Annotated in this window: 31 protein-coding genes; 22 read left to right on the plus strand and 9 right to left on the minus strand. The window is 39.3% G+C overall.

Features of this window, described 5'->3' with window-relative positions:
- Positions 1-74: 74 nt before the first annotated feature.
- The 9 genes from greA to rfaE1 are packed head-to-tail and all read left to right on the plus strand — an operon-like array spanning position 75 to position 7,031.
- Positions 75-560: a transcription elongation factor GreA gene (gene greA, locus G6Q00_RS02795; protein WP_163498606.1), complete on the plus strand. Its 486-nt coding sequence runs from the start codon at positions 75-77 to the stop codon at positions 558-560.
- Positions 553-984 (plus strand): dUTP diphosphatase, encoded by a 432-nt coding sequence (gene dut / locus G6Q00_RS02800; protein WP_163531915.1) that lies wholly within the window; start codon positions 553-555, stop codon positions 982-984. Before greA ends, dut begins: the two co-directional genes overlap by 8 nt.
- A complete protein-coding gene (locus G6Q00_RS02805; protein ID WP_163531916.1) occupies positions 984-1,601 on the plus strand; it encodes a hypothetical protein in 618 nt (205 codons plus the stop codon). The genes dut and G6Q00_RS02805 overlap by 1 nt, the downstream gene beginning before the upstream one ends.
- Positions 1,598-2,806: a hypothetical protein gene (locus tag G6Q00_RS02810; RefSeq protein WP_163531917.1), complete on the plus strand. Its 1,209-nt coding sequence runs from the start codon at positions 1,598-1,600 to the stop codon at positions 2,804-2,806. Before G6Q00_RS02805 ends, G6Q00_RS02810 begins: the two co-directional genes overlap by 4 nt.
- On the plus strand, positions 2,803-3,423 hold the full coding sequence (locus tag G6Q00_RS02815; RefSeq protein ID WP_163531918.1) for a type III pantothenate kinase: 621 nt from the start codon (positions 2,803-2,805) through the stop codon (positions 3,421-3,423). The genes G6Q00_RS02810 and G6Q00_RS02815 overlap by 4 nt, the downstream gene beginning before the upstream one ends.
- Positions 3,424-3,430: 7 nt before the next feature.
- A complete protein-coding gene (locus G6Q00_RS02820) occupies positions 3,431-4,123 on the plus strand; it encodes a sulfite exporter TauE/SafE family protein (protein ID WP_163531919.1) in 693 nt (230 codons plus the stop codon).
- Positions 4,120-4,647, plus strand: coding sequence for a D-glycero-alpha-D-manno-heptose-1,7-bisphosphate 7-phosphatase (locus G6Q00_RS02825; RefSeq protein ID WP_163498601.1), 528 nt, complete (start codon positions 4,120-4,122; stop codon positions 4,645-4,647). The genes G6Q00_RS02820 and G6Q00_RS02825 overlap by 4 nt, the downstream gene beginning before the upstream one ends.
- Position 4,648: 1 nt before the next feature.
- Complete coding sequence (rfaD, locus tag G6Q00_RS02830; protein ID WP_163531920.1) at positions 4,649-5,614, plus strand: ADP-glyceromanno-heptose 6-epimerase; 966 nt, start codon at positions 4,649-4,651, stop codon at positions 5,612-5,614.
- On the plus strand, positions 5,607-7,031 hold the full coding sequence (gene rfaE1, locus G6Q00_RS02835) for a D-glycero-beta-D-manno-heptose-7-phosphate kinase (RefSeq protein ID WP_163531921.1): 1,425 nt from the start codon (positions 5,607-5,609) through the stop codon (positions 7,029-7,031). The genes rfaD and rfaE1 overlap by 8 nt, the downstream gene beginning before the upstream one ends.
- A 580-nt stretch (positions 7,032-7,611) precedes the next feature.
- On the opposite strand, the gene G6Q00_RS02840 is transcribed toward rfaE1, so the two are convergent.
- From G6Q00_RS02840 to G6Q00_RS02865, 6 genes are read right to left on the minus strand one after another with little or no spacing between them, the layout of a single operon-like run.
- Positions 7,612-8,064 carry a peroxiredoxin gene (locus G6Q00_RS02840; RefSeq protein WP_205426466.1) on the minus strand — a complete coding sequence of 151 codons (453 nt, stop codon included), beginning with the start codon at positions 8,062-8,064 and terminating at the stop codon, positions 7,612-7,614.
- An 8-nt stretch (positions 8,065-8,072) separates the two neighbouring features.
- Entirely contained in the window at positions 8,073-8,717 is a 645-nt protein-coding gene (locus tag G6Q00_RS02845) for a LutC/YkgG family protein (RefSeq protein WP_163531922.1), read from the minus strand.
- Positions 8,710-10,155 carry a LutB/LldF family L-lactate oxidation iron-sulfur protein gene (locus G6Q00_RS02850; protein WP_163531923.1) on the minus strand — a complete coding sequence of 482 codons (1,446 nt, stop codon included), beginning with the start codon at positions 10,153-10,155 and terminating at the stop codon, positions 8,710-8,712. The genes G6Q00_RS02845 and G6Q00_RS02850 overlap by 8 nt, the downstream gene beginning before the upstream one ends.
- Positions 10,152-10,889, minus strand: a complete 738-nt coding sequence (locus tag G6Q00_RS02855; protein ID WP_163498596.1) for a (Fe-S)-binding protein — start codon at positions 10,887-10,889, stop codon at positions 10,152-10,154. Before G6Q00_RS02855 ends, G6Q00_RS02850 begins: the two co-directional genes overlap by 4 nt.
- A 52-nt stretch (positions 10,890-10,941) precedes the next feature.
- Positions 10,942-12,042 carry a DNA type IV secretion system protein ComB10 gene (locus tag G6Q00_RS02860; protein WP_205426467.1) on the minus strand — a complete coding sequence of 367 codons (1,101 nt, stop codon included), beginning with the start codon at positions 12,040-12,042 and terminating at the stop codon, positions 10,942-10,944.
- Complete coding sequence (locus G6Q00_RS02865; protein WP_163531924.1) at positions 12,039-12,986, minus strand: TrbG/VirB9 family P-type conjugative transfer protein; 948 nt, start codon at positions 12,984-12,986, stop codon at positions 12,039-12,041. Before G6Q00_RS02865 ends, G6Q00_RS02860 begins: the two co-directional genes overlap by 4 nt.
- A gap of 89 nt (positions 12,987-13,075) precedes the next feature.
- Between G6Q00_RS02865 and G6Q00_RS02870 the strand changes: the two genes are divergently transcribed.
- From G6Q00_RS02870 to hemC, 11 genes are all read left to right on the plus strand, one after another.
- On the plus strand, positions 13,076-14,113 hold the full coding sequence (locus G6Q00_RS02870) for a flagellar basal body P-ring protein FlgI (RefSeq protein ID WP_163531925.1): 1,038 nt from the start codon (positions 13,076-13,078) through the stop codon (positions 14,111-14,113).
- Entirely contained in the window at positions 14,110-14,421 is a 312-nt protein-coding gene (locus G6Q00_RS02875) for a hypothetical protein (protein WP_163498593.1), read from the plus strand. The genes G6Q00_RS02870 and G6Q00_RS02875 overlap by 4 nt, the downstream gene beginning before the upstream one ends.
- A 68-nt stretch (positions 14,422-14,489) precedes the next feature.
- The gene (locus tag G6Q00_RS02880; RefSeq protein WP_163498668.1) at positions 14,490-15,464 is read left to right on the plus strand and encodes a sensor histidine kinase; all 975 of its coding nucleotides are present in this window, start codon (positions 14,490-14,492) and stop codon (positions 15,462-15,464) included.
- 75 nt (positions 15,465-15,539) lie between these two features.
- The gene (locus G6Q00_RS02885) at positions 15,540-15,980 is read left to right on the plus strand and encodes a Dps family protein (protein ID WP_163498592.1); all 441 of its coding nucleotides are present in this window, start codon (positions 15,540-15,542) and stop codon (positions 15,978-15,980) included.
- Positions 15,980-16,255, plus strand: coding sequence for a DUF2018 family protein (locus G6Q00_RS02890; RefSeq protein ID WP_163531926.1), 276 nt, complete (start codon positions 15,980-15,982; stop codon positions 16,253-16,255). The genes G6Q00_RS02885 and G6Q00_RS02890 overlap by 1 nt, the downstream gene beginning before the upstream one ends.
- On the plus strand, positions 16,248-16,634 hold the full coding sequence (locus G6Q00_RS02895; RefSeq protein ID WP_163531927.1) for a hypothetical protein: 387 nt from the start codon (positions 16,248-16,250) through the stop codon (positions 16,632-16,634). The genes G6Q00_RS02890 and G6Q00_RS02895 overlap by 8 nt, the downstream gene beginning before the upstream one ends.
- Positions 16,619-17,524 carry a polyprenyl synthetase family protein gene (locus G6Q00_RS02900; protein WP_163531928.1) on the plus strand — a complete coding sequence of 302 codons (906 nt, stop codon included), beginning with the start codon at positions 16,619-16,621 and terminating at the stop codon, positions 17,522-17,524. Before G6Q00_RS02895 ends, G6Q00_RS02900 begins: the two co-directional genes overlap by 16 nt.
- Before the next feature lie 10 nt (positions 17,525-17,534).
- Positions 17,535-18,833: a glutamyl-tRNA reductase gene (gene hemA / locus G6Q00_RS02905; RefSeq protein ID WP_163498588.1), complete on the plus strand. Its 1,299-nt coding sequence runs from the start codon at positions 17,535-17,537 to the stop codon at positions 18,831-18,833.
- On the plus strand, positions 18,833-20,563 hold the full coding sequence (locus G6Q00_RS02910; RefSeq protein ID WP_163531929.1) for a proline--tRNA ligase: 1,731 nt from the start codon (positions 18,833-18,835) through the stop codon (positions 20,561-20,563). The genes hemA and G6Q00_RS02910 overlap by 1 nt, the downstream gene beginning before the upstream one ends.
- Positions 20,564-20,917: an FxsA family protein gene (locus G6Q00_RS02915; RefSeq protein ID WP_163531930.1), complete on the plus strand. Its 354-nt coding sequence runs from the start codon at positions 20,564-20,566 to the stop codon at positions 20,915-20,917.
- Positions 20,914-21,822 (plus strand): hydroxymethylbilane synthase, encoded by a 909-nt coding sequence (gene hemC, locus G6Q00_RS02920; RefSeq protein ID WP_163531931.1) that lies wholly within the window; start codon positions 20,914-20,916, stop codon positions 21,820-21,822. The genes G6Q00_RS02915 and hemC overlap by 4 nt, the downstream gene beginning before the upstream one ends.
- A gap of 35 nt (positions 21,823-21,857) precedes the next feature.
- Here hemC and G6Q00_RS02925 read toward each other — a convergent pair whose 3' ends face one another.
- Together G6Q00_RS02925 and G6Q00_RS02930 are read right to left on the minus strand one after the other, a co-directional pair.
- Positions 21,858-22,373, minus strand: a complete 516-nt coding sequence (locus G6Q00_RS02925) for a glycosyltransferase family 4 protein (protein ID WP_163531932.1) — start codon at positions 22,371-22,373, stop codon at positions 21,858-21,860.
- A gap of 23 nt (positions 22,374-22,396) precedes the next feature.
- The gene (locus tag G6Q00_RS02930; protein WP_163531933.1) at positions 22,397-23,134 is read right to left on the minus strand and encodes a glycosyltransferase family 4 protein; all 738 of its coding nucleotides are present in this window, start codon (positions 23,132-23,134) and stop codon (positions 22,397-22,399) included.
- A 53-nt stretch (positions 23,135-23,187) separates the two neighbouring features.
- On the opposite strand from G6Q00_RS02930, the gene G6Q00_RS02935 reads away from it, so the two are divergent.
- On the plus strand, positions 23,188-24,072 hold the full coding sequence (locus G6Q00_RS02935) for a glycosyltransferase family 25 protein (protein WP_240330946.1): 885 nt from the start codon (positions 23,188-23,190) through the stop codon (positions 24,070-24,072).
- Here G6Q00_RS02935 and G6Q00_RS02940 read toward each other — a convergent pair.
- Positions 24,069-25,310 (minus strand): glycosyltransferase family 4 protein, encoded by a 1,242-nt coding sequence (locus tag G6Q00_RS02940; protein WP_163531934.1) that lies wholly within the window; start codon positions 25,308-25,310, stop codon positions 24,069-24,071. The genes G6Q00_RS02935 and G6Q00_RS02940 overlap by 4 nt on opposite strands.
- Before the next feature lie 146 nt (positions 25,311-25,456).
- Between G6Q00_RS02940 and G6Q00_RS02945 the strand changes: the two genes are divergently transcribed.
- On the plus strand, positions 25,457-26,347 hold an 891-nt coding region (locus tag G6Q00_RS02945; protein WP_163531935.1), incomplete at its 3' end, for a glycosyltransferase family 25 protein.

Consider the following 26,347-nt stretch of genomic DNA (forward strand, 5'->3'; position numbering starts at 1 on the left):
CTAGTTGGGGTGTTTTAATAGCCCTTTAACCATGCTTTTTATATAATGCCCCTCTTACTACAAGGAGTAAAAAAATGAAAGAACCTATGAGCGCATATGGTTATGAAAAAATATGCGCTGAGTTAAAACGGCTTAAAGAAATAGAAAGACCGGAGATTGTTAGAGAAATCGATCGCGCCAGAGAACATGGCGATTTAAAAGAAAATGCTGAATACCACGCGGCTAAGGAAAAACAAGCTTTTATTGAAGCACGAATCAATGATTTAAGCCGCATTTTAGCCAACGCTCAAGTGATTGACCCTTCAACTTTAAGCCACCAAAAGGTGAGTTTTGGGAGTACGGTTAGGATTTTGGATTTAAATAATGATAAGGAATTTAGCTACACCATTGTAGGCAGTATGGAGAGCGATCCAAGCCGGGGGCTTATTTCCTTTGGATCGCCTGTTGCTAAAAGTTTAATGGGTAAGTCTAAGGGCGATGAGGTAACGGTACTTTTGCCCTCCGGTGAAAGCGAGTTTGAAATTTTAGACATTTGCTATAAAGATATTGTCTATGGTTAAGCTTTTGCTAAAAAAGCTACACCCAAAGGCTAATTTACCGGCTTATCAAAGCGTTGGGGCTAGCGGGTTTGATTTGCACGCTTTAGAGGATTTGATAATTGCGCCTAAAAGTGTGGGGTTAGTTAAAACCGGTCTAGCTATTGGCTTAGAAGAGGGTTATGAAGTGCAAGTGCGATCGCGCAGCGGTTTAGCTCTCAAGCATCAAATTATCGTACTTAATTCTCCGGGCACGGTTGATAGCGATTACCGGGGCGAATTGCAGATTATTTTGATGAATTTATCTGATACACCTTTTCATATTCATCAAGGTGATCGCATCGCGCAGGGTGTGCTTTGTCAGGTGGTGCGTGCAGATTTTAAAGAGGTAGAGCAATTAGATCAAACAAAGCGAGGCGCTCAAGGCTTTGGGAGTAGCGGGATTTAATGGCAATCAAACAAGATTTAAAACAGATTCAAGAGGAATTTAAGAGCGATGAGAAGCTTTTAGAGGGCGCTTTTAAACTGGAGCGATTTTATAAGCAGTATAAATATGTGTTATGGGCTATTTTAGCTTTTTTACTTTTGTGGTTTGGGTATACAAAATTTTTAGACATGCAAAAGGAGAGTCGGATTAAAAAAATCACCGCTGTTTACAATGAAGTTTTACAAAACCCACAAAATGTGGCGGTATTAGCCCGTTTAAAAACCCTTGCACCCAAACTCCACGATCTTTATCTTTACGCTAAGGCTCTTAAAAATCAAGATGAAAAAACCCTAGAGAGTTTAAAACAATCCACTAGCCCTTTGATTCGATCCCTAGCTAGCTATTACTCTGCCTCTTATGCGCAGGATTTAAAAACGCTACAAAGCCTTAACTTGCCCGGTTTAAGCGATTTTATCACACTCCAAAAAGCCTATTTACTCCAAAATAAACCCAATGCAGCTAAACAAATCCAACAAATCTTAGCCACGATCCCCCCTACATCTAATCTATACCAAATTGCTACTTTAATGAGACATTACCCGGCTACTGGTAAACAACCCACTAAAGGCCATCCATGAGGACTTTACGGCTACTCATTGTGGTAGTTTTAGCCTTGCTTTGTTTGGGATGTCATGATCGCAAAAACTTCCAGCCGCCTAAATCTAAGATCAAGGGCGATATTAGCTTTAAATACCAACTTAAAGACCCCATTATTTTTACTAACCGCTATGGGGCTATCTTGAATAATGGGGGTGTGATTGATTTACAGGGTCTAACCCAGCTAAAATTAAGCAAGCACACGGATAAAGAAATCTCTTTTCTTAACCAAAGCCAAGATTATTATATCCTCGCTCAGGATTGTTGGCGTAGCCATAAACAAAATGGTAAAAAAGTCAAAAAACGCAAGAAAAACGCCACGCTTACAGATAAACAAGCTGAGGCTGAGATCGTGGGCAATCTTGAGGGGAGTGATCAAAATGTGATCTTAAATGATCATTGCCACCACATTGAATTAGTCAGTACCGCTATAAACGCTAAACCCTCTATTATTATCCCATTAGAAACCTATCCTTTAAGTGCAAGTATTAAAGGCAATAGTCTAGCTGTGGTGATGGCGGATAATTCGGCTAATATTTATGACATCACGACTAAAAAGTTAATTTTTAATGAAAAGGGTACTTCTAGTCCGGCGATTAATTCTTTAGTGGCCGCTCCGGTGTTTTTAGATACGGTGGTGGTCTTTCCGATGTTAGATGGCCGTTTGCTTGTGGTAGATGTGAGTCAAAAAGAACCAACCATTGTACGCAATATTGTGCTAAATAGTGAAAAATTCTTTAATAATGTAACTTATTTAAGAGTAGATGGAGAAAACATGTTTGCTGCTACAGGCAAGCGTTTAGTTTCTGTGATCTCAGGACAAGAATTTAATTTTGATACAGATATTGTAGATGTACTGTATAAAAACCACCACCTTTATGTACTCACTCTTGATGGGCGCATATTAGAGATGGATCAAACCCTTAATGATCAAAGCATGGGGGTTGTCAAACTGCCCTTTGCCATGTTTGCTACCATAGTTGTTACAGATAAAAGGCTCTATACTTTAGAAAAACGGGGCTATTTAGTAGAGGTGGATTTAGATCACTTTGATGATTACCGCGTTTATAGACTCAAAGGCGCTTCTAAGGATTGGGGCGGAAAACTCAATAAGATGAGTTTTTATAGTACCGATAAAATCTATTATGATCGCTACTACCTTGATTTAAGCCATGATCACCCATGATTTTATGCGATATTGGCAACACCTATTTACATTTTTATAATGGTTCTAAGGTGTGGAAAAGCAAGGTAGAGCAACTACAAACTGTTTTTACAGAGACGCTTTATTATATCAGTGTTAACACCACCCACACACAAGCCCTTTTAAAAGTTTGCCCCCATGCTCAAGATTTAGCCCCCTTGCTTATTTTAAAAAGCAAATATGAGGGTTTGGGTATAGATAGAAAGGCGGCATGTTTAGGGTTAGGAAATACAAGCGCTGTAGTCATAGATGCCGGAAGTGCCATTAGTGTAGATGTGATGAATCAGGGAGTACATTTAGGCGGTGTTTTATTACCCGGATTAAAAGCCTATCATAAAGCTTATAGCCAGATTTCTAAAGCGCTAAATTATCCAATCAATGCGCGTATCAATTTAGATACCCTGCCTCAAAGTACCCAAGAAGCTTTAAGTTATGGTGCGCTTAAATCCATATTGCTTTTACTTAAAGACCTCATTAGAGATCAAAAAGCCTATTTTACTGGGGGCGATGGGAAATTTTTAGCCACTTTTTTTACACAAGGCATTTACCATGAATTGCTAGTTTTTAAGGGCATGCAAAGTGTTATCTCTAAGATTTAAAATCTAAATGGAATTTTTCTACCTTTTTTTAAACGCCTCTTTAATGTCTCTGGGGCATTGTGTGGGCATGTGTGGAGGGATTGTACTAGCTTACTGCCAAGCTAAGTTTACACAAAACACCCCCCTAAAATCACAAATTTTAGGGCATGGACTTTATAGTCTAGGGCGTATTAGTACTTATATCCTTGTAGGGTTATTGGCTTTTGTAGGTTTTAGAGGGTTTTTAGAATTGGCTAGCCGCATTTGGCATCTTAACCGCATGCACTTACAGGCTATCGTCTTTATTGTAATGGGTGGGCTATTAATTGGCCTTGCTTTGGGCTATGTGTTTAAGCTTAAAATGGGAAAGGGCTTGATTTTAACGCGTCATTTTAAAAATCTTTTAACCACCCCGCAACTCTCTAGCTTTTATATACTAGGTCTTTTAAACGGCTTATTGCCCTGTTCTATGGTTTATTATTTTGTGCTCAACGCTTTAACCCAGCCTAATATAGAACGCGCATTTTTTGTACTCTTACTTTTAGGTTTGGCTACCTTTGCTCCCATGTTTATCTTTGGGCTAGTTTTTGGTAAATTTTTAAGCTCTGAACTGAGGGCGTTATTTCTTAAAATTGCTTTTGTAATGATGCTAGGGTTTGGGGGTTATAATATTTATATGGGTGTGCAAATGCTAACAACTACACATATGGGGCATGTATGAAAGCCTTATTTTTAGATCGCGATGGGGTGATTAATGTAGATTATGGTTATGTCTACACCCCTAATAAGTTTGAATTTATGCCCGGAATTTTTGATCTTTTAAAACATGCTAAGCAAAAGGGTTATTTACTCTTGCTAGTTACTAACCAATCAGGGATTGGGCGCGGGTATTATAGCAAGCAGGATTTTTATCATTTAAGTAACTATATGCAAACTAAATTACAAGAAACATTGGGTTTTAGTTTAGATCGCATCTATTTTTGCCCCCACGCCCCAGAAGAACAATGTTTATGCCGCAAACCAAAACTAGGCATGTTAGAACAAGCCCTTCAAGATTTTAGGCTAGATTTAAAACAAAGTATCATGCTAGGGGATAAATATAGCGATATGCAATTTTCAATCACCGGAGGCATAGGTACTAATTTATGGCTACAAGCCCCTAAAGAATTGGAACACACAGGGTTTTTTAATATAAAAACCCTAAAACAAGCACAAGATTTTTTAACCCCACTTAATAAGGATTAACATGCCCTATATTCCATACACCTTAGAAGACAGAACCATTGTTATTACGGGAGGAGCGGGTTTTATTGGGAGTAATTTAGCTATGTATTTCCAAAAGCACCACCCTAAGGCTCGTGTTATCGTGTTAGACAAATTTAGAGACCCTAGTTTAAGCAGTTTGGGACATTTTAAAAACCTCATCGGATTTAAAGGGCAGATCATCACCGCAGACATCATACAAGATTTAAGCGTATTAGAAGAAATAGATTTTAATTATCTCTTCCATTTAGCCGCTATTTCAGATACTACCTGCCTTAACCAAGAATTAGTCATGCAAACTAACCACCAAGCCTTTTTAAAACTCCTTAAAATTGCACGGAATAAAGAGGCGCGCGTGATTTATGCCTCCTCAGCTGCTGTCTATGGCAATACAGCTGCACCAAACCGCGTAGGTTTAAACGAAGTGCCTGAAAATGTTTATGGCTTTTCTAAACTGTGCATGGATAGAAGTACTTTAGAGTTTAAACATTTAATACCCGTTGTGGGTTTGCGCTATTTTAATGTCTATGGTCCGGGGGAATTTTATAAAGGTAAGACTGCTTCTATGATTTTACAACTAGGTTTACAGGCCTTGCAAAACAAAGAAGTTAAGCTTTTTGAATTTGGAGAACAACAACGCGATTTTGTCTATATTGAAGATGTGATTCAGGCTAGTATAAAAGCTATGCTAGCAGAAAAAAGCGGGGTTTATAATGTAGGTTATGGCAAGAGTCATAGCTACAATACAATTATAGAAATTTTACAACAAGAATTAGGCGATTTTAAAACCACCTATATTAAAAACCCTTATACTTTTTTCCAAAACCACACCTGTGCAGATATTCAGGCCACTCATAGAGACCTAGATTACACTCCAAATTACGATCTAGTAAGCGGCATTAAAGCCTACTTGCCCACCATTAAAAAACTGGCTAAAGCCAATGCTTAGCGCATTTTTAAACCACTCTAAAAAATCTGTACGCGTGTTGGTGGTGGGCGATATTATCGTTGATCATTATATTTGGGGGAATAGTGAGCGGCTCTCCCCTGAAGCCCCTGTTCAAGTAGTAGAGGTGATAGAAGAAACTTACCGTTTAGGCGGGGCGGCTAATGTGGTGAGTAACTTAGTGGCTTTAGGGGCGCAGGTAGATTTATGCGGGATAGCAGGCGCTGATGAAGCTAAAGATCGTTTATTTAACATCTTACAGGATTTAGGCGTTGGAGTAGATGGGATTTTAATAGATTGTACACGCCCCACTTGCTTAAAAAGCCGTGTGATGGTTGGTAAACAACAAGTTTTGCGTATAGATCGTGAAAAAAGTACGCCCATTAGTTCTAATTTGCGTACCTCTTTATTAGAAGTAGCCAATACTTTCTTACAAAATGCAGATGTACTTGTTCTTTCAGACTATTTAAAAGGCGTATTAGATCATAACCTATGCCAAGAGCTCATTGCAAGCGCTAAAAAGCAGGATAAAATGATTCTTTGCGATCCTAAGGGTAAGGATTATTCTAAATACGCCCATGCCACTTTACTAACCCCTAATAAAAAAGAAGCCCAGATGGCTACAGGGTTAGATATTACAGATGATGCTAGTTTACTTAATGCTCTAACTACTTTTAAAAACAGCCACCACATCACTACCCCGCTTATTACTCTAAGTGAGCAGGGCATGGCATTTTTAGATCAAGACAATCTAGTTAAAATCCCTACCATTGCCAAAGAAGTTTATGATGTAAGCGGGGCTGGAGATAGCGTAATTGCTGCGCTTGCTTTTTGTTTAGCTTTGGGCTTAGATTTAATGCAGGCTTGCAACTTTGCTAACGCTGCTGCTGCGGTGGTGGTGAGTAAGGTTGGGAGTGCGTGTTCTAGTTATGGTGAGGTGTTAGAATTTTTGCGGCTTCACCATCAAGGGCAAAAAATTTTAGATAAATACACGCTTCAAGCGATCTTAAGTTCTAGCACTAAACGGGTTGTTTTCACTAATGGCTGTTTTGATATATTACACAGAGGGCATGTACAGTATTTGCAAGAGGCTAAAAAACTAGGCGATGTTTTAGTTGTTGGGCTTAATAGTAATTCCTCTGTAGCCGCTTTAAAGGGCAATAAGCGCCCTATTTATCACCAAGAAGATCGCGCTTTTATTTTAGCAAGCTTAGAATGTGTGGATTTTGTGGTGATCTTTGAAGAGCAAACACCTTTAGAACTGATTAAAACCCTTAAGCCTCATATTTTGGTTAAAGGCGCAGATTACAAGGATAAAGAGATTATAGGTAGCCATTTAGTAGAACAAGTGGTTTTAATTGATTTTATAAAGGGGCGTTCTACAACAAATACTATTCAAAAGATACAAGAGCTTTTATAAGCATTGCCCTTTTAAGCCTAATAAAGCGCCCAGATATTAACACACTCCTCTTAAGCATTGAGAGATTTTAAAGCTAGCTTAGAGCTTTTCCTCTAAGAGTATAGCCCAGTTATAGTGCAAAACATTTAGCAAGCGTCTTTAACCGTTTTTCTGCAGAGATCCCACTTATCTTTAGCGGGTTGAAAATGCCACCTATTCCACTTTTGTGGTACAACACCCGCATACATCTATACCTACAGCAGGGAGTGCTAAAAAGTTAGCCAGAGATTAATGCGATTTGACCTGAGAGAATGCGTTGGTAGCTTAAACTCCGTAAAATCCCCACTATAGGGGTACAGAGTGAGAACCACTCTTCCTACGGGCAACATTAGCAAGCCCAAATATCTTTAGCATTTGGGCACTTCACCTTGTAGGCTTTTATCCCTAGTAGTAAAATTATAATTTTCTACGCCTAATACCTTGTTTGTGGAGCGCATTAAAAAGTTCTGCCAGAGATTAGGGGGTGGTGTGGGATACTGGGTTTGTGGTTTGTAAATAACCACCCACCGGAGACAAATAGCTTTACTGAAAAAAAGTTTAATTAAAGTAAATCCAATACCTTTTGGGCATGCCCTTTGGCTTTTACATAATAAAATACATGTTTGATTATCCCTTCTTGATCAATGATAAAAGTGGAGCGAATCACCCCCTCAATCCCTTTATGCATGCTTTTAATACCATAAGCCCCATAAGCCTTTAACACTTCTAAACTAGGATCGCTTAATAATTCAATGCTTAGCTTTTCTGATTGTACAAAATGACAATGGCTTTGTTCATCATCTGGACTTATCCCTAAAATCACCGCCCCCTTAGCCTCAAATTCTGCCTTGAGTCTGCTAAAATCCTGCGCTTCTGTTGTACAGCCCGGGGTATTATCTTTAGGGTAAAAATAAAGCACCACCCACTTGCCTAGAAAGTCTTTTAAACTAACACTTTCATGGCGGGTGTTATATAAAGTGAAAGAAGGGGCGGGGGTATTGGTTTGTAATCGCATATTTTTCCTTAGTATAAGATCACATGCACTTCCATAGGTCCATGCACACCAAAGACGGTTTTAAGCTCAATATCAGCTGTACGGCTAGGCCCGCCGATAAAAAGCATGTTAGTAGGCAAGCGCCCCTCTTTTTGGGCTTTTAAAACCTCTATCCCCTGATCCAAATCCTTAACAATCTGGCTTTTTTCAAGCAAAATAATGCATTTAAGCGTGATCAAAGAAATTAAACGGGGGCTAGAGGGCGAGGATACCACCCCCACCATTCCTAAATTAGCAATCCCACAGCTAGCTTTTAAAATAGCTGTATCTATACTAAAAATTTCCTCTCTAAACTCCTCTACTGGCCTATTGTAAGGAATTTTTTCATAGAGATTTTCAGAATCAATTTGTTCTAAAGTACAAGGCAAATCCATTGCGTATAAAACCTTTTGGCTTGCAAAATCTTTTAAAGCCTCCTTTATGGCGGTGGCTAAATTCTCCGGGGTAGAATCTGTAAGTTTAGCGCGATTAAGCTCTTGGAAGTATTTATACTCCTCTAATAAATCATCTTTGGCGTCTAAAAGGATATTTTCAAAGGGCATGTCTGTGTGCGCGATGCTATGTCTTTTTAATGCGCTTTCTATGCGCTCAAACACCACCTGTTTGCTACTCATAAATCACCCCCTCTAAAGCTTTAACTTGGGCATGTAAATTTGCATGTACAATGGGCATTTCGCGGTGTTTAAGCCAGTTTTTAAGCACGGGTGTATAATGGCCAAACCACTTTCCAAGCGGGGCAAACCACCCAGCCATTTTTAAAGACAAACGCCACAAATCCCCGCTACAAGCCATTTTAGCAAAGAATTTCATGCCCAATTCTTCAAGTTTGCTGTGTTTAGTGTTTTGATAACCCTGTACCACACCCCGCCCCTCATGGCTTTTTTCAGCCCGCAAATCTCTAATCAGCTCAGGCAAGGGGATTTTCACCGGGCACACCTCCCCACAGCGCCCGCATAAACTACAAAGATTAGCGATATGGCTATAGGTGTCTAAACCAAAAAGTTGGGGGGTGATGACTACACCAATGGGTCCGGGGTAGGTGGCTAAATACGCATGCCCGCCGATTTTATCATAGACCGGGCAGTGATTTAGACATGTCCCACAACGGATACAACTTAGCGCTTTATAGTATTTTTCATCGGCTAGGATATTAGAGCGGTTGTGATCAAGTAAAATAATATGCGCTTCTCTTGGGCCATCTAATTCGCCCTCTTGTCTAGGGCCACTGATGATATTTTGATAGCAGGTTACAGGTACACCCACCGCACTAGGACAAAGTAAGTTATTTAAAGTTACCGCATCCTCAAAGTTCTCTACCATTTTTTCAATCCCACAAATGGCCACATGGATATCACAGGCTGTGGTACACATGCGCCCATTGCCCTCATTTTCTACCAGCCAAATCGCCCCCTCATTAGCGATTGCAAAATTTACGCCAGAAATCCCCATTTTAAAGCCCTCAAATTCCTCGCGCATGTGCTCTCTGGCAATCCCATTAAGCTTTTCTGGTTCGCTCTCTAAAGGCGCGCCTAATTTCTCTTGAAAAATTTGCCCCACTTGGTAGCGGTTTTTATGAATAGCCGGAGCTACGATGTGTACCGGACGCTCATCAATAAGTTGGATAATCAGCTCGCCTAAATCGGTTTCTTTAGAGACAATGCCCTTTTCATGCATATACTGATTAAGCTCGATCTCCTCGCTAGCCATAGATTTGCCCTTTAAAATCTTGCTAACCCCTTTTTGCTTAGCAAGGTTATAAATAATCTCATTGGCATCCTTAGCCGTGCTAGCATAGTGTACAATAAAGCCGTTTTGAGTGGCCTTTTGCTCAAAGGTTTGTACATAGTGATCTAGCTTAGCTAGTACTTTAAGCTTAGCATTTTGCCCGATTTGGCGCAGGTGTTCCCATTGTGGATAACGATTAGCTAGTAAATTCTTGCGGTTGTGGATAAGAGTATCCATAGCCGATCGTAAATTGGTGCGTAGCTGTGTATCGGCTAGATTTTCAGAAATGATTTTTTCATAGGCTTGATCAGTATGTGCTTCTGTCATGTTAAATCTCCAATCCCCACTCTTTGGGCTAAAAAGTCATAAAAGTGCATGGTTTTTGTGCGAGCTTGCATTTTAGCCATCGCCCCGCTAATATTAAGCAAACAACCCGCATCAGCTGAAAGAATATAATCTACTTGGCGGCTTTCAATGTCTTTAATTTTCTCCTGCACCATCGCATAAGAAATCTCCGGCTCTTTTATAGCAAAAGTCCCCCCAAACCCACAACATTCCTCTTCGCGTTCTAGCTCTACTAATTCCACATTTTCTAATTGAGAGATGATTTTTTTAGCGCTCCCAATCACTTTAGAAACCCGCAGGGCATGGCAATTTGAGTGCCAAGTAACTTTAATAGGCGCGCCCACATCTTTATAGTGAATGTCTAGTTTTTTATCTAAAAATTCTGAGAGTTCAAAGACCCTAGAGGAGAAGTTTTTAACCGCCTCATAATCCTTATGCCCTTCAAAGAGTTCAAGATAATCATGGGCCATCATACCCACACACGATCCACTAGGCACAATTACCGGATAATCCTCTTTAAATAACCCCACATTGTGTAACACAATCTCGCGGCTTTGATCGTAGTAGCCTGAGTTATAGCTAGGTTGCCCACAACAAGTTTGATCTTTTTTAAAGATCACCTCCACCCCCTCTTTTTGCAAAAGTTTAATGCAATTAATCGCCGTTTTACTAAAAACAGCCCCCCCTAAACAGGTTGCAAAAAAATACGCTTTCATTAAGTTTCCTTTGGCTTTCTATAAAAAACACTAGCTAATCATTATAACTTAACTAAGGCAATGGATGGGTAAAAAATTGCGCTAATATCTCGCCCTCTTTAGGCACGGGAAAGAAAATATCTAAATTAGGCGCGATAAAAACTCTACTCCCCTCTCTGATGATAATAATAGGCTTGAGATTGCTTTTATCTTTAAGAATCTGGGCTACAATTTGGTTTAATCCCATGCCTGTTTGGCGCGTCATTTGCATTAAAAGATAATCGCCAAAGAAATTATTTTTACCCGTTTTATTAGCAATGGCTGAGGTAAGCGCAATAAGTAGGCCATTAGAAATAGTAGAAACCAAAAGAGGCATGCCATAGCGCTGGAAATTATGCGTGATCATTTCACCTACTAGTCCGCTATAACCCTTGACATCTGCGCCTTTGGCATTGGTGAGCATGATATTAACCCCTTGTGGGGTAAGAATACGAGTCCACACAATATCAAGGCGGTACTCGCCTATTTTATTGTTGTTGTTATAATAGCCTATAACTTTAGAACCTTTGGGGATTAAAATAGCCCTGCCCATGTTAGCAAATACATCGCTTTCTACCTGCGCGATGACTTTACCGCCTAACTGGGAGCTAATAGGCGTGATCAAAAAGGCGGGGATCATTTTATCAGCGGTGATCGTGCGCAAAAGCCTATTTTCATGGCTAGCCATATCTTTAGCTTTGAGATTTTCAAAATGATCAACTCCATAATCTAGTACTGAAATTGGCTTTTGCTCTTTAGACTCATCTTGAGAAATATCAAAGCCTTTAATACGAGAGGCTAATATATCTTGCGTGCTATCTATTTCTTGTGGGGGTGGGGGGGGTATTTGAGGCGGGGGTTTTTCTAATGCCTGTTTAAGCTGTGCTTTAAGCGCTGTGATTTGCTTAGCATTTTCCTCTAGCGTTTGCTCTAGGCGTTTATAATCCTCTAAATCTCTAGGGTCTTCTTTTTGTTGTTTAGGCACAAATAAATAATCAGAAAGCGGATAGTTAGACTCTTCTACTTCTAAAACTTCCTCCGGTTCTTTATCTTTTTTATGCCACCAAAGAGAAGAGGCCATGATCACCACGCCCATACTAAACCCAACAATTAATTTTTTAAAAAGAGCATTCATGGGCGAGTACGGCGGATACAGGCATGGAGTTTGCCCTCTCTAAGAGTCCATTTATTAGCAATATCCTCAGCAATGAGATAATCCCCTACAATGCGGGTATTAATGGGGTTGTCATACCCATCTACAACTTTATAGGCTACAGGAAATTTAACTTGGGAGGCTTTGCGATCAAATTTGAAGTAAGTAAAATGCGCGTCGTTAAAAATATCTAGGGGTTTGATTAGTTTAGCCCTATCAATTCTACATAGCCACAAACAAAACCAAGCCCTTTTTCTACTCCCTAAAACTTTATAATTCCTCTTAATTTGGGTTTTATCAATCCACATGGCATTACTCACATCTCCAATTTTAAAATAACGCGTAGAATCGGGTGTGTTTTTTTTACTCTCTAAAACTTTACTCTCTAAAACTTCTTTTTTTTCAAACTTAACTAGGGGTTGATCTGGGCTAGATTGGAAAAAATGTTTGTTGGAAATATAGACATTTAAAACAGGGTGTTTAGGGCTTGTAAAGGTGGTTGAAAAGATATAAAAGGTATAAATCTTACCACTCTTACCCACCACATTTAAATTAGAATCAATGCCAATTTGTAGGGGTTTAATAAGTAAGACATTGCTATTTTGGTGGCGCTCATGGCCTAGCATTTTAGTACTAAAGCCTACACTATCGCCCAAAATCACCTCTTCAATGGGTTCATTAAAAACTAAGGTGGTGATCATCGCATAACGCAGGCGCAATTTAGGGGTTTGGCCTAAGCGATAATCAATAAATAAGGTGTTGTCTAAATCATCTCGCTCTCTTTTAAAAAAACTACCTTGAATGGCATGCAAATCTTGCATGGAGTAAATGGGGGGTTCTTCCTCCTCCTCTTCTAATGGCTTAGGGGTAGAATTAGCCACTAATAAACACCCTAAGAAAAACAAAAACCAAATCCTTAAATACATCTAACACCAACTTCTTTAAAATCCATTATAACAAACTTTCTATGCTAAAGACTTGTGATATTTTTAAGATATTTGGGTAGAATCTAGGCATGCAAGTGTACAAACTTAGCTTTTTATTGTTATCTCTCTTGTGGGTTTTACATGCAGAGAAGATTGAAGATGTGGCCAATATCGTAGGGGTGCGTGATAACCAGTTGGTGGGCTATGGGCTTGTGATTGGGTTAAATGGCACGGGGGATAAATCTGGCTCTAAATTTACCATGCAATCTATTGCTAACATGTTAGAAAGCGTCAATGTTAAGGTCTCTCCTGATGATATTAAATCTAAAAATGTAGCCGCCGTGATGATTACCGCTAGCTTGCCCTCCTTTGCTAGACAGGGGGATAAGATTGATATACAAATTTCTTCTATTGGCGATGCAAAGTCTATTGATCACGGGGTTTTAGTGATGACACCACTAAGTGCTATTGATGGCAATATTTATGCTATTGCACAGGGTAGTGTAAGTTTGGGTAATTCCTCTAATTTGCTCTCAGGCACTATTGTTAATGGTGCGACAATTGAGCGCGAGGTGGCCTATGATTTGACACGCCAAAATAACATGACCTTAAGCCTTAAAGAGCCTAATTTTAAAAATGCGGTAAAAATCCAAGAAACTCTTAATAGAGTCTTTAAAGAGCCCGTAGCTTTGGCTATCGATCCTAAAACTATCAAGTTAAAAAAACCTGCTAAGCTTACAATGGTGGAGTTTTTAGCCTTGATTCAAGAAGTTAATATTGATTACACCCAGCAAAATAAAATTATCATTGATGAAAAATCTGGCACGGTGGTAGCGGGGGTGGATATTGTGGTACACCCTGTGGTGGTTACAAGCGGAGATGTTAGCATTAAAATTACAAAAGAACCTCTTGAACCCAAAAAAGGTAAGGCTAAAAAAGATATTGAAAAACTTGATGCCACAACTTCCTTTGATACTAAAGAGAATATTTTAAGCGCACCTAAGGCCACAGTAGCCAGTGTGGTTAAGGCTTTGCAAAAAATCGGGGTGAATGCTAAGGGCATTGTTTCAATCTTAGAGGCGATGAAAAAAAGCGGGGCGATTAGCGCTCAAATGGAGGTCATATGATTAAAAATAACCTAGATATTTACAACCAATATTTAGCCAACAAGCTAGATGCTAAGAAGTTAAAAAGCAAAAAAAATAACGATCAGCAACTCAAAGTACAAACTGATGCCTTTGAATCCTTGCTTTTAAAGTTTATGCTAGATACCGCGCTTAAATTAGATAATCCGCTTTATCCTAAGCAACCCGGAAGCGAGATTTATCAATCCATGTATAAAGAATCGCTTTCTAACCAGCTTAGCGGGCATTTTGGCTATAGCGAATTACTCTTTAATTTCCTCAAAGATCAAGAGGCACAGAGAAAAGGGTGAGTAAAAAAAACACTTTGCAATTTGAATCAGGGGAGGGGTTAGATCAAAAAATCCTAGATGGCATTGAAATGCAGGATCGCCAAGAGCTTTTGCGCCTGCTTAATGAGTTTATTTTGCAAAGTTACAAGGTTGAAAAAGAATTTAAAGATTACAAAGCGCTTTATGAATGGGTGATTGAAATTTTACCCCAAGCCATTTGGGTACTTAATGAGAATAAAAGCTTTTTTTATAAGAATAGCAAGGCTATAGAAAGCCAAGAGGTGTTTGAAAAAGCAAGATTAGTAGGGTTTAATAGCGAGATCGAGCATGGGGGCAAAAACTACCTTTTTCAGAATAATAAAATACAGGGCAAGGAGATCATCACCGCTACAGACATCACCAAACAAAAGCGCCAAGAGCGGCTTATTTCTATGGGCAAGATTTCAGCCCACTTAGCCCATGAAATTAGAAACCCTGTAGGCTCTATTTCTTTACTCACCTCTGTTTTACTCAAAAAAGTAGAGGAAAAAACTAAGCCTATTGTTTTTGAGTTGCAACGATCGCTGTGGCGGGTTGAGCGTATTATCAAGGCAACTTTGCTTTTTTCTAAAGGTGTGCAGGCTAATAAAATCCCCCAAAGTCTCTCTTTATTAGAAGATGAAATTAAAGAAGCGCTTAACCAGTATAGCTATACCAAAGACATTACTCTTAAAACCCAAATCGCGCCTCTTATTGTCTCTTATGATCTAAGTTTACTCAGCATTGCCCTACAAAATTTCCTTTATAACGCTATAGATGCCATTGAAGAGGGTAGCGCCGAAGAAGGGCATGTAGAAGTGGTGGCGTTTGAAGAGGGGGAGTGGGCTATTTTTCATATTAAAGATGATGGTAAGGAAGTTGTGGATAAAGAATTGCTCTTTGAACCCTTTGAAACCACCAAATTAAAGGGCAATGGGCTAGGTTTAGCGCTCTCTTTACAGGTAGTAGAAGCACATGGAGGGCAAATCACGCTTTTAGACACGCCTACAAAAACCTTTGAAATCCGCATTCTCAAGGACGCGTAAAGGTATGTGTTAATCATTTTAAGCTAGAATTTCCCAGCTGGCTAAGATCAGTGGAATTAAAAAATAAGGGAATAGATGAAAGCAAAAACAGTTGATTTACTCAAACAACTTCAGGCCGATAGCATTGTTTTATTCATGAAACTCCACAACTTCCATTGGAATGTAAAGGGCTCTGATTTTTTCCCCGTACATAAATTCACCCAAGAAGTGTATGAGGGATTTGCCGGTATGTTTGATGATTTAGCCGAAAGGATAGCTCAACTAGGCCATGTACCTGTAATTACTCTATCAGAAGCCCTAGAGCTAGCCCATGTCAAGGAGGAAAGCAAACACCATTTCCATTCTAAGGAAGTGTTTAAAGCTATCTTGCAAGATTATGAACATTTGGAGGCGCATTTTAAAGAACTCTCTGAGGTAGCAGGCCATGCAAAGGATAGCGTAACTACAGCTTATGCTGATGAACAGCTGGCTAAATTACAAAAATCTATCTGGATGCTCAAGGCAAGTTTGGATTAATGGATAATTTAGAAGTCTTTGAGGGCGATCCATTAGAAAAATGGGCGGAGGTGATCGTGCATGCGAGTTTTAAGCGCTCTTTTGAGGAATTAGACAAACTTTTAGAGATACGCGCGCTGTGCGAACTTTTGCTAGAGGATGAGGGGCTTTTAGAAAAATTTGACGCCCTTTGTAAACAAAACCGCCTTGATCCCACCCTACAAGATCGCATACACGCCCGCAAGGTGGATTTGGCTATTGATTCTATGGCGCGCATTTTAAGCGGGCATGAGTAGGCTTTTGCTCGTGTTGTGTTGTGCTTCCTTGCTCTTTTGCAAATCTCTTAACCAGCGCATCACTCTTAAAAAAGATCAAACTTTTAGCGGGACTTTGCAGCTACAAAAATTTAAAAAACCTTTATCTGTGCGTTGGACACTCTACAAAGATAAGGGGTTAGTGGTGCATTTGCATTTTAACCAATTCCCCTACCAGTTTATTTTGTATAAAGATTTCCAGCGCAATAGCTTTAGAAAAGAGATTTTTAAAGAGGAGCAAATAAGCACAGATAAAACACCGCTTTTTTTTCTCATCACCTTTAAAAATTTTGATAGCAAAGAGGAAAGCGCTACTTTGTATTTGCGCGCCTCTGAAAAGCTCCAATGGTTGCAAAATTAATTCCGGCTATTCAGGCCAGAATACAAAGCTTTTTAGAGGAGGTTAAAAGCCCACAGGTTTTAAAGATGGTACAAAATCTAGGGCAGGGCAAGATGTTAAGAAGCCAACTTATTTTAGCGATCTGTTCTAATCACCCAAAGATTGTAGACTTTTGTGCCATTATAGAGATGATTCAAAGCGCCTCTTTACTCCATGATGATGTAATCGATCACGCTAAAACTAGGCGGGGTAACCCCTCGCTTAATACCACTTTTGGAAACACCAATGCGATCATGTTAGGCGATGTGTTTTACTCTAAAGCCTATTATGAGCTGGCTAGCTTTAATAAAGAAATTGTATGGCTTGTAGCCCAAAGTGTGGTGGAACTCTCACGCGGAGAGATCAAAGATGTACAGGGCTGTTTGGCTTTTAATCCGGATAAAACACTTTATTTAGACACTATACAAGATAAAAGCGCTTCTTTAATTGCGGCTAGTAGTTGTGGGGCTGCGCTTTTGCAGGGTTTAGAGCCTTCTAAATATAGAGATTTTGGGCGGCATTTTGGAATGGCTTTTCAAATGGTAGATGATTTGCTAGACATCACCCAGCCTGAGGAGGTTTTAGGCAAACCTGCTTTGAGTGATTTTAAAGAGGGTAAAAGTACTCTGCCCTATATTCTTTTACACCAAAAATTAAGTAAAGCCGATCAAAAAAAATTAGCCTCTTATTTTAAAATAGAGAGTGAAGAGGCACAAGAGTGGTGTTTAGAGAAGTTTAAAGAATTTGGCATTGCTCAAGAGGTTTTAAAAGAGGCAAGGGGTTATGTTGACTTAGCGCTAGAGGCCATTGATGGCGAGGGTAATGGGGCTTTAGAGCGCATGGCTAATGCTATTTTAGAAAGAACATTTTAGGGGGTTTATTGTGGATAGTGGGTATTTGGTTGTGAGTTTTACCCATCAAAATCTCCCCGTTGAGTTGCGCGAGCAGCTTGCTTTTTCAGAAAAAAGTCTTTTAGAATTTCTAAGCGCGCTTAAACAGCATAGCTCTATGCAAGAGATCATGGCCCTTGCAACCTGTAATCGCATGGAATTTTATATTTTTGGGGCTTTAGAGAGTGTACCTGTGATCTTAGAATCTCTAGGGCGTGCTAAAAATATGCCCCTTAGCTTGTTACAAGAAAAAAGCGTTGTACATACCCATAATCAGGCAATCCACCATGCCTTTTCTGTGGTGAGTAGTTTAGAGAGCATGGTGGTGGGTGAAACCCAAATTACCGGACAATTTAAGAGTGCGTATAAAGCATGTTTAGAGGCTAAGCTTTGTGGTAAGCATTTAAGTAGGCTAGCTCACTTTGCTTTTAAATGCGCGGCTAGCGTGCGCAACACCACCGCTATTTCGGCCCAAGTGGTCTCTATTGCCTCTATGGCTGTAAAACAGGCCTTAGAAGTCTTAGAGAGTGAAAAACTGCCTAAAAAAGCCTTAGTTGTGGGTGTGGGAGAGATGGGACAGCTGGTGTGTAAACATCTACTTTCTAAGGGTTTTGAAGTGGCGCTATGTAATCGCAGTGTGGAAAATGCCCGCACTTTTGCCCAGATACTTGGAGCAGAAAATTTAGAAGTACACGGGCTAGAAAATCTGAGCATACTTTTAAATGCCTGCCCTTTTGTTTTTAGTGCCACAAGGTCTAAAACCCCCTTGATCACGCCTAATATGCTAGAATCTACAGCATTTCGGCGCTTTTGGTTTGATTTAGCCGTGCCCAGAGACATAGAAGATCCAAAAGATGCACAGATTTGGCTTTATAGTATTGATGATTTAAAAGGCGTGATAGCTAAACACCTAGAGGAGCGCGAACAAGATAGAAGAAAAGCTTACGCGGTTGTGGGTACTTACACGATGAAGTTTTTAGAGTGGCTACAAACCTTAGAGCTCGATCCACTTATTAAAGGGCTTAGAGAACTGGCTAAAGAAGCCGCTTTAAAAGAGCTTAACAAGGCGCTTAAAAAGGGTTATATCCCCCAAGAACAAGGCGAGAGTGTGGCCAAGATTTTACACAACGCCTTTAACACCTTTTTACACCACCCCACCGCCGTTTTAAAGAAAAACGCCCACAAAGAGGAGGGAGATATGCTGAGCGAATGCCTTAAAAACCTCTTTAATTTAGGAGGCGAAAACATGTTTTTAAACGCTTATCACTGCGAATATAGCAAAGGACTTTAATGCGCTACTCTACTCTTTTTGCCCCCTCCCTTAAAGAACCCCCCAAAGATGCGCTTTTAAAAAGCCACCAGTTTTTAATCCAAGCAGGCTTTGTTAAACAAGTAGGCAGTGGTATTTATAGCTTTTTACCCTTAGGCCAAAAGGTGCTTTCTAAGATTAAAAACATCATTAAAGAGGAGATGGATAAGCACGGCGCACAGGAGTGCATGTTTAATTTTATCACGCCTGCAAGTTTATGGGAACAGAGTCAAAGGTTACATAAATACGGGCAGGAGTTATTAATTTTTAAGGATCGCAAAGCTTACCCCTTTGTACTAGGCCCTACCCATGAAGAAGTAGCAGTGGAGGTAGTAAAGGGCTATGTGCAAAGTTATAAACAACTGCCCTTACATCTTTATCAGATTCACACCAAATTTAGAGATGAGATTCGCCCCCGTTTTGGTCTTATGCGCGCGCGTGAATTTATCATGAAAGATGGCTATAGTTTTCATGTAAATGAGCAGGATTTAGAGCGCGAATTTAACGCGATGGAAAAAGTTTATAGTAGAATTTTTACACGGCTAGGTTTAGATTTTAGAGCTGTGCAGGCTGATAGCGGGGCTATTGGGGGTAATAAAAGTAAAGAGTTTGTGGTACTAGCAGAGTGTGGGGAGGATAGCATTATTGCTTGTACAAATTGCTCGTATGCGGCCAATATTGAAATTGCTAGGCGTGCTAGACGCTCTGAACCAAATAATATCCCCAAAGCCTCTTTTGCTAAATTTTCTACCCCAAATACCCCCACTATAGAAGCTCTAAGCGCCTTTTTTAAAGTAGATCCCTTTTTTACAATTAAAGCCATTGCTAAGCAAATTTTATTTGAGGATAGTAGTACCCAAATTGTCTTTTTCTTTCTAAGAGGAGATGATTTTTTAGAAGAGACTAAAGCTTTAAATGCTATTAATCGCCTTTGTACTTCGCGGGCTTTAAGTTTAGAGGAACTTAGCGCTGAGACTTTAGAACAAGTAGGCATGTTCCCCGGCTACATGGGACCTTATGGGCTTAAACATATCTTACCAGATGCTTTAGTGATCTTTGATTGTGATTTAGAGGAAGCTAATAGCTTAATTTGTGGGGCTAATGAGAAAGAAATGCACTTTGTGGGCGTGGATTTAGCCACCTTTAAAGACTTGATCTACCAAGACATCGCCGCTGTCAGAGTACAGGATTTATGCCCGGAATGTCAGGGAAACTTGGAGCAACATAAAAGTATAGAAGTGGGGCATATTTTCCAACTAGGAAATATCTATGCTAAAAATTTAGGGGCTAGCTTTTTAAATGCAAAAGGGGAAGCGAGCTTTTTTGAAATGGGTTGTTATGGGATTGGGGTGAGCCGTTTACTCCCTGCAATTTTAGAACAAAAGAGCGATTCAAAGGGTTGTGTGTGGAGTTTAGAGAGCGCGCCTTTTGAGGTGGTGGTGGTGATAGCCAATAATAAAGATACAGAATTAGTAGCCCTAGCTGAAACACTCTATTTAGAATTATTAGAGGCGGGGATAGATGTACTTTTAGACGATCGCAACCTGCGCTTTGGGGCTAAAATGATAGATTTTGAGCGTATCGGCAGCTCTTACGCCCTTATTGTAGGTAAAGAAGCCAAATCAGGTAACTTTGAACTCATCAAACGAGAGGGGCTTAGCAAACAAATAGTACAGCGCATACAACTTGTAGATATTTTAAAGGCGCGCTAAATGCCCCTTATCTTCATTGTGGGTTTGTTTTATATTGTAATAGAGTTTTTGTTGGTGCTTAGTGTTATCCAGCATTTAGGCTTATTTATCTTTTTGCTAGAGGTGGCTATTAGCGGGTTTATAGGGGGGGTCTTACTTTTTAAAAACCCCTTTGAGGATTTAAAAAACATCAGGAATATCTCTTTTGCTGAGGACTTTGTTTTACGCAGTTTTGGCGGGCTTTTATTGCTTTTGCCCGGGGTGCTTTGTGATATTTTTGGAATCATTTTAATTTTAATAGCCTCCATACGCCCCCAAAGAAAAAACCACGAGGAGGGGGTTATTGATGTGGAAGTACTGGATAAAGAGAAATGAAACCTCTTATTATTGGGAGTCGTGGGAGTGCTTTAGCTTTATGGCAGGCGCGCTATGTCCAAACTCAGCTAGAAAGTTTGGGGCTTTCAAGTGTTATTGAGGTGGTTAAGACAAGGGGGGATAAAATTTTAGATGTGCCTTTGGCCAAAATTGGAGGCAAGGGGCTTTTTACTAAAGAACTTGAAGAGTTGCTACTTAGCAAAGATATAGACTTAGCGGTACATTCGCTTAAAGATGTACCTGTAGAGTTTGTACAACCTTTGGATTTGGCTTGTATCAGTGCGCGCGCTGATGCTAGAGATTGCTTTTTAAGTTTTGAGTACCCAAATTTTAAGGATTTGCCACAGGGGGCTAAAGTGGGTACGACCTCCTTAAGGCGCTCTATGCAACTTAAAAAAAAGCGCTCCGATTTAGATACCTTGAGTTTGCGAGGAAATGTACAGACTCGTTTAAAACGGCTAGAGGCAGGGGAGTTTGATGCAATTATACTAGCCTGTGCGGGGGTGGAGCGTTTACAAATTAAAGTACCTTATCAAGTTCCCTTTGAGCTTGAGGAGATGATTCCTTGTATGGGGCAGGGGGCTTTGGGGGTACAAATGCGCACAGATCACCCCTTGTTTAATACAATAGCTAGCCTTAATGATTCTACTAGCGCGTTTCTTTGTAGTGTGGAGCGCTTATTTGTTAAAAAACTAGGGGGTGGGTGTCAAGTCCCCATTGGAGTACACGCCTCTTTAAAAGGAGAGATAATAGAAATATGCGCAGTTGTGGGGCTAGTTGATGGGAGTTTAGTTATTAAAGAAAAGATTCAAGGATTAGCAAAACAGGCTAATACACTTGTTCAGACCCTACTAGATCAATTTTTAGCTCAAGGGGCTGAAGAAATTCTAGCCCAAGTACTTTAGTTGTACCATGTTGCTTTTTACTTTGACAGAGATTCTTAGTTTACCAAAGCCTCTAACTTCTTAATAATTTTCTCATAGCTATATTCTTGGATCACGCCATGCAATTCTTGTGTTATCTTGTTGTAATAGTCTGGATTATCTAAAAGCGCATTGATCTTATCTGCCATTTGTTCTATAGTGTTAGCAACAAGTTCTGCACATAAATCTTTAACATTACCCACATCGGTACAAATAAAGGGGATACCAAATTGCATTGTTTCTAAAATGACCATAGGAAAGCATTCATAAAGAGCTTGGCTGCCATGTAAAAACAAAGTGGCTTTTTTAAAGACTTCTAACACTTGTTCTCTTTTGATTGCTTGAAAAAAATACACTTCTTTAAATCCGTGTGTTAAATCAAGCTGTTTTTTAAGTTCTTTTAACTCTTCTAAAAAATTTTCTGTACTCAAAGAACCGATAAAGATTAGAGGAATTTTAGCCTGACTTAAATAGTAGGCTCTAAGTACAAAATCCTGTCCTTTTTCTTTGTAGTAGTTAGAGACATTAAGCACATAGGGTTTTAAAAGAAGGTCGGCTAGTTGTTCTGTTGTTCTGTTGTTCTGTTGTTCTGTTGTTCTGTTAGGGCGCTTGTAATGGTTTTAGGCGGGCAAATATCCTTTTCAAATACACCATTTGGCAGAATATCTACAGAACAATAAGGTTTAAGATAAGTGTAGGCATGGCTATTTTTGTGCAGAAAGTAAACACAATCGTAATATTTAAGAGTTTTCTTTAATTTGTGCCGTAGCCAAGCAATGTAGTACTTTTGCTTGTAGCGCTTAGAGTTAAAATAAAAACGCCTAATAATATCTTTAATCCTCTCTTTATTTCCTAATGTCCACCCATGCATAAGACTATACTCCCCATGGCTTCTTAAGATTTTCTTTTTAGCATGGCACTTAGGAAGGTAGTCATAAATAAAATCTGTATTCCATGTCAAAATAGCTGAATTGATGAGTAAATCACACTTAAAATTTTGTACAAATTTTTGATACTCTGAAATTTCACCCTCCCATTCTCCTCCTTTATGATAAATCTTAAACTCTAGCACAAATAAATTTGGTGCAATTTCTACTATCTCTTTAGATAAATTCCCACTAGAGATAGAACTTAAATTTCCTTCTCTGCTAATTTTTGTTTCCCCATACATGCCCGTTGTAATCACATACACTAAATGCCCCGCTCTAGCAAGTGCTAAAGTCAACCCATAATCTGCGCTAGCTAATCCAGTTTGTAGGGGGTGGTATTGTTCGGTGGTAAAAAGAATGATCATAAAAATTCCTTGTTTTTAGACGATTATAGCCACTACAATCTGAAAGGATACCCGTGCTAGATTCCCTAGATATTTATATTATCTCTCTAAAAAATAGCAAAAGGTACGCCACTTGCCAAGCTGTTATAGACAATCCACCGCCAAACAATCACCCTATTAAGTTTAATTTCCACATGCTTGATGCTATTGACAAACACAGCCACTATTTTAAAAAAGATTTGGGTTATACCGGGCTTATTGAAAATGTTTATAACCCTAAGTGGTTGAAGGGAAATGCATGGTTTGAAAGCTACGATGGTAGAGAGATGCTACCTGAGGAACTAGGTTGTTATGCCAGCCAATATATGCTTTGGATCAAATGTATAGAGTCTAATAAACCTATCTGTATTTTAGAAGATGATTTTGGATTACAATCCAATTTTTATGAGAGTTTGATAGACTGTCTTTCAAGTCCGTTTGATTTAGTACGGCTTTGGGCGGGGTTTAGCTATGGAGCAGATGGTTTTACCTCTATCGTTAGTACCCAACATGGGGAGCAAGTGTGCTTAACAAATCCGGAAAAAGAAATTATTTTCTTAAAGCATTTCTACTTTTCTGTGCTAGACACTTATGGCAACATGGCCTACTACATCACCCCTAAAGCGGCAAAAATCCTAGTGAGTCTTAGTCTTCACTGGTGCGAACCAGTCGATCAATTCTTTAATAAAATGCATGCCCACAAACTCCCTTGCATGCTTTATATCCCTTTTAGCGTGCTTCCTGACACCCATAACACACAATCTACAATCTACTCCCAAGAAAATGCTACTTTACTCAAAAACGATCCTATCTATAAGAAAAAAACAAAAGTAAGTTACTGGAGAATTTTATTTGAAAGAATACGCAGAATATACTACTACCACTATTTTGTGAGAAAATACGCATCCTTAGTGGATTAGAGAATCAATTCTTGAGAAATTTTTTCGTAAGTGTAGTTTTTGACTCTAGCGTGCATGCCTTTAGCTATGCCGTTGTAGTAATCGGGGATATTTAATAAATGATCGATCATGTGAGCCATTTCTAAAGAATTTTTAACTACTAAGCCTGAGTCAACACTCTCCCCTATACAGATAGTTGGCACTCCAAAAGAAAGACTCTTCAAAACCATAACAAAAAAACTTTTATAAGAATACAAAGAAGCAGCGTGTAAAAATAAGGTAGCACCTTGGAGCAACTCAAAAGCGCGCTCCTCTCCTACATGGAGAAAATAAACTTCTTTATAACCATGTTGTGCATCTAGTTTAGATTTATAAGCTTGCACAGATTGCAAGTTATAACCTGAAACCTGGCCACCAGCTAGTATGAACGGAAGTCTTGTACTGCTAGCATAGAAGGCATCTAAAAGTAAAGTGTGCCATTCAACTAGAAAGTGTGCCAAAGCTAAAAGATAGGGGCCTTTTTCCCAACCTTGGTTAGGGGTAGTACCTTTTAAAATCTTAGCAGGATAGATGTCTTTTTCAAAAATACCATTTGGCAAAACACCTATATTGGAGCAATAAGGGATAAGATAGGTATCAATGCGGCTTTGTGGGTGTGGTAAGAAAAAGACCTTATCAAAATATTTCAAAGATATTTTAATTTTGTGCCTAAGTGTGGGGAGAGTGAAAATTTTGTTATAAACATCAGGCTTATAAAAGAAGTACTTCAGAGCTTTTCTAATGGAGTTGAGAATAATTTTTCTGATGTAAGCCTTGCGCCCTCTGCTTTGAAATCTAACTAAAATATATTCCTCATGGACTCTTAAAACCTTCCTCTTAGCTTTAAGGGTGTGCAGAGAGTCTAAAATTAACAAGAAAACCCATGAACAAAGCCCAGAAATCACTAGCAAATCACATTCAAAAGATTTTATAAAATTTTGATAGGCCTCACATACGCCCACATAACCCCCGCAAGAAGACTTTAACGCAATATCAAATTCTAATACAAATAGGTTAGCTTCTATTTCTATGGCCTCTTTGTCATAGACACAATGGGTTGTCCCCTTCCTCTCTATCTTAAAGCCATCTGCAGAGTGGCTAGAAGTGATCACATAAACTTGATGTCCTTGTCTGGCAAGCACAGAGGTTAAACCATAATCTAGCATGGCTGCTTCAATAGAGAGAGGATAGAATTGCTCCGCACAAAAAAGAATGATCATTGTATTCCTTTAAAAACGGCCATTCTACAATGAAAACTATTAAAAAACTAGTAGTTTCTTAGTAGTGGTGTACCCAAACCCTAAGTATATTAACTACATGTGTGTGAGTGAGTTGTGTTATAATCGGTGAAAATTTAAAGGCAACTGTGTTGAACTCCATTGATATTTACATCATCTCTTTAAAAAATAGCTCTAGGCGTACTTACTGCCAAACTATGGTAGAAAACCCTCCACAAAATTACTATCCTTTGGATTTTCGTTTCCATCTCTTTGATGCCATTGACAAACACAGTTGTTACTTCCAAAAAGATTTAGGTTATACAGGATTTATTGAAAATTCCTACTCACCTCAAAAGTTAAAATACAGCAGTTGGTTTTTAAGTGGAGAGGGTAGAGGAGAAATATTGCCTGAAGAGCTGGGTTGTTATGCTAGCCATTATTTTTTGTGGCTAAAGTGTATTACACTTAATAAGCCCATAGTGGTATTAGAAGATGATGCAGAATTGTTACCCAATTTTTACCAGAGTTTAATAGATTGTCTTAACAATCCGTTTGATTTTGTACGCCTAGTTACGCGGCTTGAAAAACCTGAAGAATCTGCAATACTTGGTACAAAAGGCACAGAAATTATGCCAAATCCAAATTCAGAAATAATTTTAAATGAGTATTTTTATCTAACACATATGGATGTCAGAACAACACTTGCCTACTACATCACCCCAAAAGCGGCTCAAGCTTTTATCAGTGCAAGCCAGTATTTTATAGAACCTGTAGATATGTTTTTACTAGAATCTCATAGGCACAAAATCCCTTGTTTTACCTATGTCCCCATGAGTGTGTGTTGGCATTCTAATCACTCAGACTCTTCAATCGTTACTCCAGAAAATGTTGCAACTATTGTTGCGCTTCAAAAAGAACTGAAAGGACTGGTAAGAAATTGTAAGGTTGCCTTATGGCCACGCATTGCTGATTTTAGAAGGTGGTGCTACTACCGCTATTTCTTGAAAAAACTGGGGGGGGGGGGGGGGGGGGAAGGA

The organism is Helicobacter suis (assembly GCF_902196125.1).
Lineage (GTDB): Bacteria > Campylobacterota > Campylobacteria > Campylobacterales > Helicobacteraceae > Helicobacter > Helicobacter suis_B.

Bases quoted from the DNA above. Each gene is read 5' to 3' on its own strand.
- greA (WP_163498606.1), top strand. From the start codon at position 75: ATGAAAGAACCTATGAGCGCATATGGTTATGAAAAAATATGCGCTGAG.
- dut (WP_163531915.1), top strand. From the start codon at position 553: ATGGTTAAGCTTTTGCTAAAAAAGCTACACCCAAAGGCTAATTTACCG.
- G6Q00_RS02805 (WP_163531916.1), top strand. From the start codon at position 984: ATGGCAATCAAACAAGATTTAAAACAGATTCAAGAGGAATTTAAGAGC.
- G6Q00_RS02810 (WP_163531917.1), top strand. From the start codon at position 1,598: ATGAGGACTTTACGGCTACTCATTGTGGTAGTTTTAGCCTTGCTTTGT.
- G6Q00_RS02815 (WP_163531918.1), top strand. From the start codon at position 2,803: ATGATTTTATGCGATATTGGCAACACCTATTTACATTTTTATAATGGT.
- G6Q00_RS02820 (WP_163531919.1), top strand. From the start codon at position 3,431: ATGGAATTTTTCTACCTTTTTTTAAACGCCTCTTTAATGTCTCTGGGG.
- G6Q00_RS02825 (WP_163498601.1), top strand. From the start codon at position 4,120: ATGAAAGCCTTATTTTTAGATCGCGATGGGGTGATTAATGTAGATTAT.
- rfaD (WP_163531920.1), top strand. From the start codon at position 4,649: ATGCCCTATATTCCATACACCTTAGAAGACAGAACCATTGTTATTACG.
- rfaE1 (WP_163531921.1), top strand. From the start codon at position 5,607: ATGCTTAGCGCATTTTTAAACCACTCTAAAAAATCTGTACGCGTGTTG.
- G6Q00_RS02840 (WP_205426466.1), bottom strand. From the start codon at position 8,064: ATGCGATTACAAACCAATACCCCCGCCCCTTCTTTCACTTTATATAAC.
- G6Q00_RS02845 (WP_163531922.1), bottom strand. From the start codon at position 8,717: ATGAGTAGCAAACAGGTGGTGTTTGAGCGCATAGAAAGCGCATTAAAA.
- G6Q00_RS02850 (WP_163531923.1), bottom strand. From the start codon at position 10,155: ATGACAGAAGCACATACTGATCAAGCCTATGAAAAAATCATTTCTGAA.
- G6Q00_RS02855 (WP_163498596.1), bottom strand. From the start codon at position 10,889: ATGAAAGCGTATTTTTTTGCAACCTGTTTAGGGGGGGCTGTTTTTAGT.
- G6Q00_RS02860 (WP_205426467.1), bottom strand. From the start codon at position 12,042: ATGAATGCTCTTTTTAAAAAATTAATTGTTGGGTTTAGTATGGGCGTG.
- G6Q00_RS02865 (WP_163531924.1), bottom strand. From the start codon at position 12,986: ATGTATTTAAGGATTTGGTTTTTGTTTTTCTTAGGGTGTTTATTAGTG.
- G6Q00_RS02870 (WP_163531925.1), top strand. From the start codon at position 13,076: ATGCAAGTGTACAAACTTAGCTTTTTATTGTTATCTCTCTTGTGGGTT.
- G6Q00_RS02875 (WP_163498593.1), top strand. From the start codon at position 14,110: ATGATTAAAAATAACCTAGATATTTACAACCAATATTTAGCCAACAAG.
- G6Q00_RS02880 (WP_163498668.1), top strand. From the start codon at position 14,490: ATGCAGGATCGCCAAGAGCTTTTGCGCCTGCTTAATGAGTTTATTTTG.
- G6Q00_RS02885 (WP_163498592.1), top strand. From the start codon at position 15,540: ATGAAAGCAAAAACAGTTGATTTACTCAAACAACTTCAGGCCGATAGC.
- G6Q00_RS02890 (WP_163531926.1), top strand. From the start codon at position 15,980: ATGGATAATTTAGAAGTCTTTGAGGGCGATCCATTAGAAAAATGGGCG.
- G6Q00_RS02895 (WP_163531927.1), top strand. From the start codon at position 16,248: ATGAGTAGGCTTTTGCTCGTGTTGTGTTGTGCTTCCTTGCTCTTTTGC.
- G6Q00_RS02900 (WP_163531928.1), top strand. From the start codon at position 16,619: ATGGTTGCAAAATTAATTCCGGCTATTCAGGCCAGAATACAAAGCTTT.
- G6Q00_RS02910 (WP_163531929.1), top strand. From the start codon at position 18,833: ATGCGCTACTCTACTCTTTTTGCCCCCTCCCTTAAAGAACCCCCCAAA.
- G6Q00_RS02915 (WP_163531930.1), top strand. From the start codon at position 20,564: ATGCCCCTTATCTTCATTGTGGGTTTGTTTTATATTGTAATAGAGTTT.
- hemC (WP_163531931.1), top strand. From the start codon at position 20,914: ATGAAACCTCTTATTATTGGGAGTCGTGGGAGTGCTTTAGCTTTATGG.
- G6Q00_RS02930 (WP_163531933.1), bottom strand. From the start codon at position 23,134: ATGATCATTCTTTTTACCACCGAACAATACCACCCCCTACAAACTGGA.
- G6Q00_RS02940 (WP_163531934.1), bottom strand. From the start codon at position 25,310: ATGATCATTCTTTTTTGTGCGGAGCAATTCTATCCTCTCTCTATTGAA.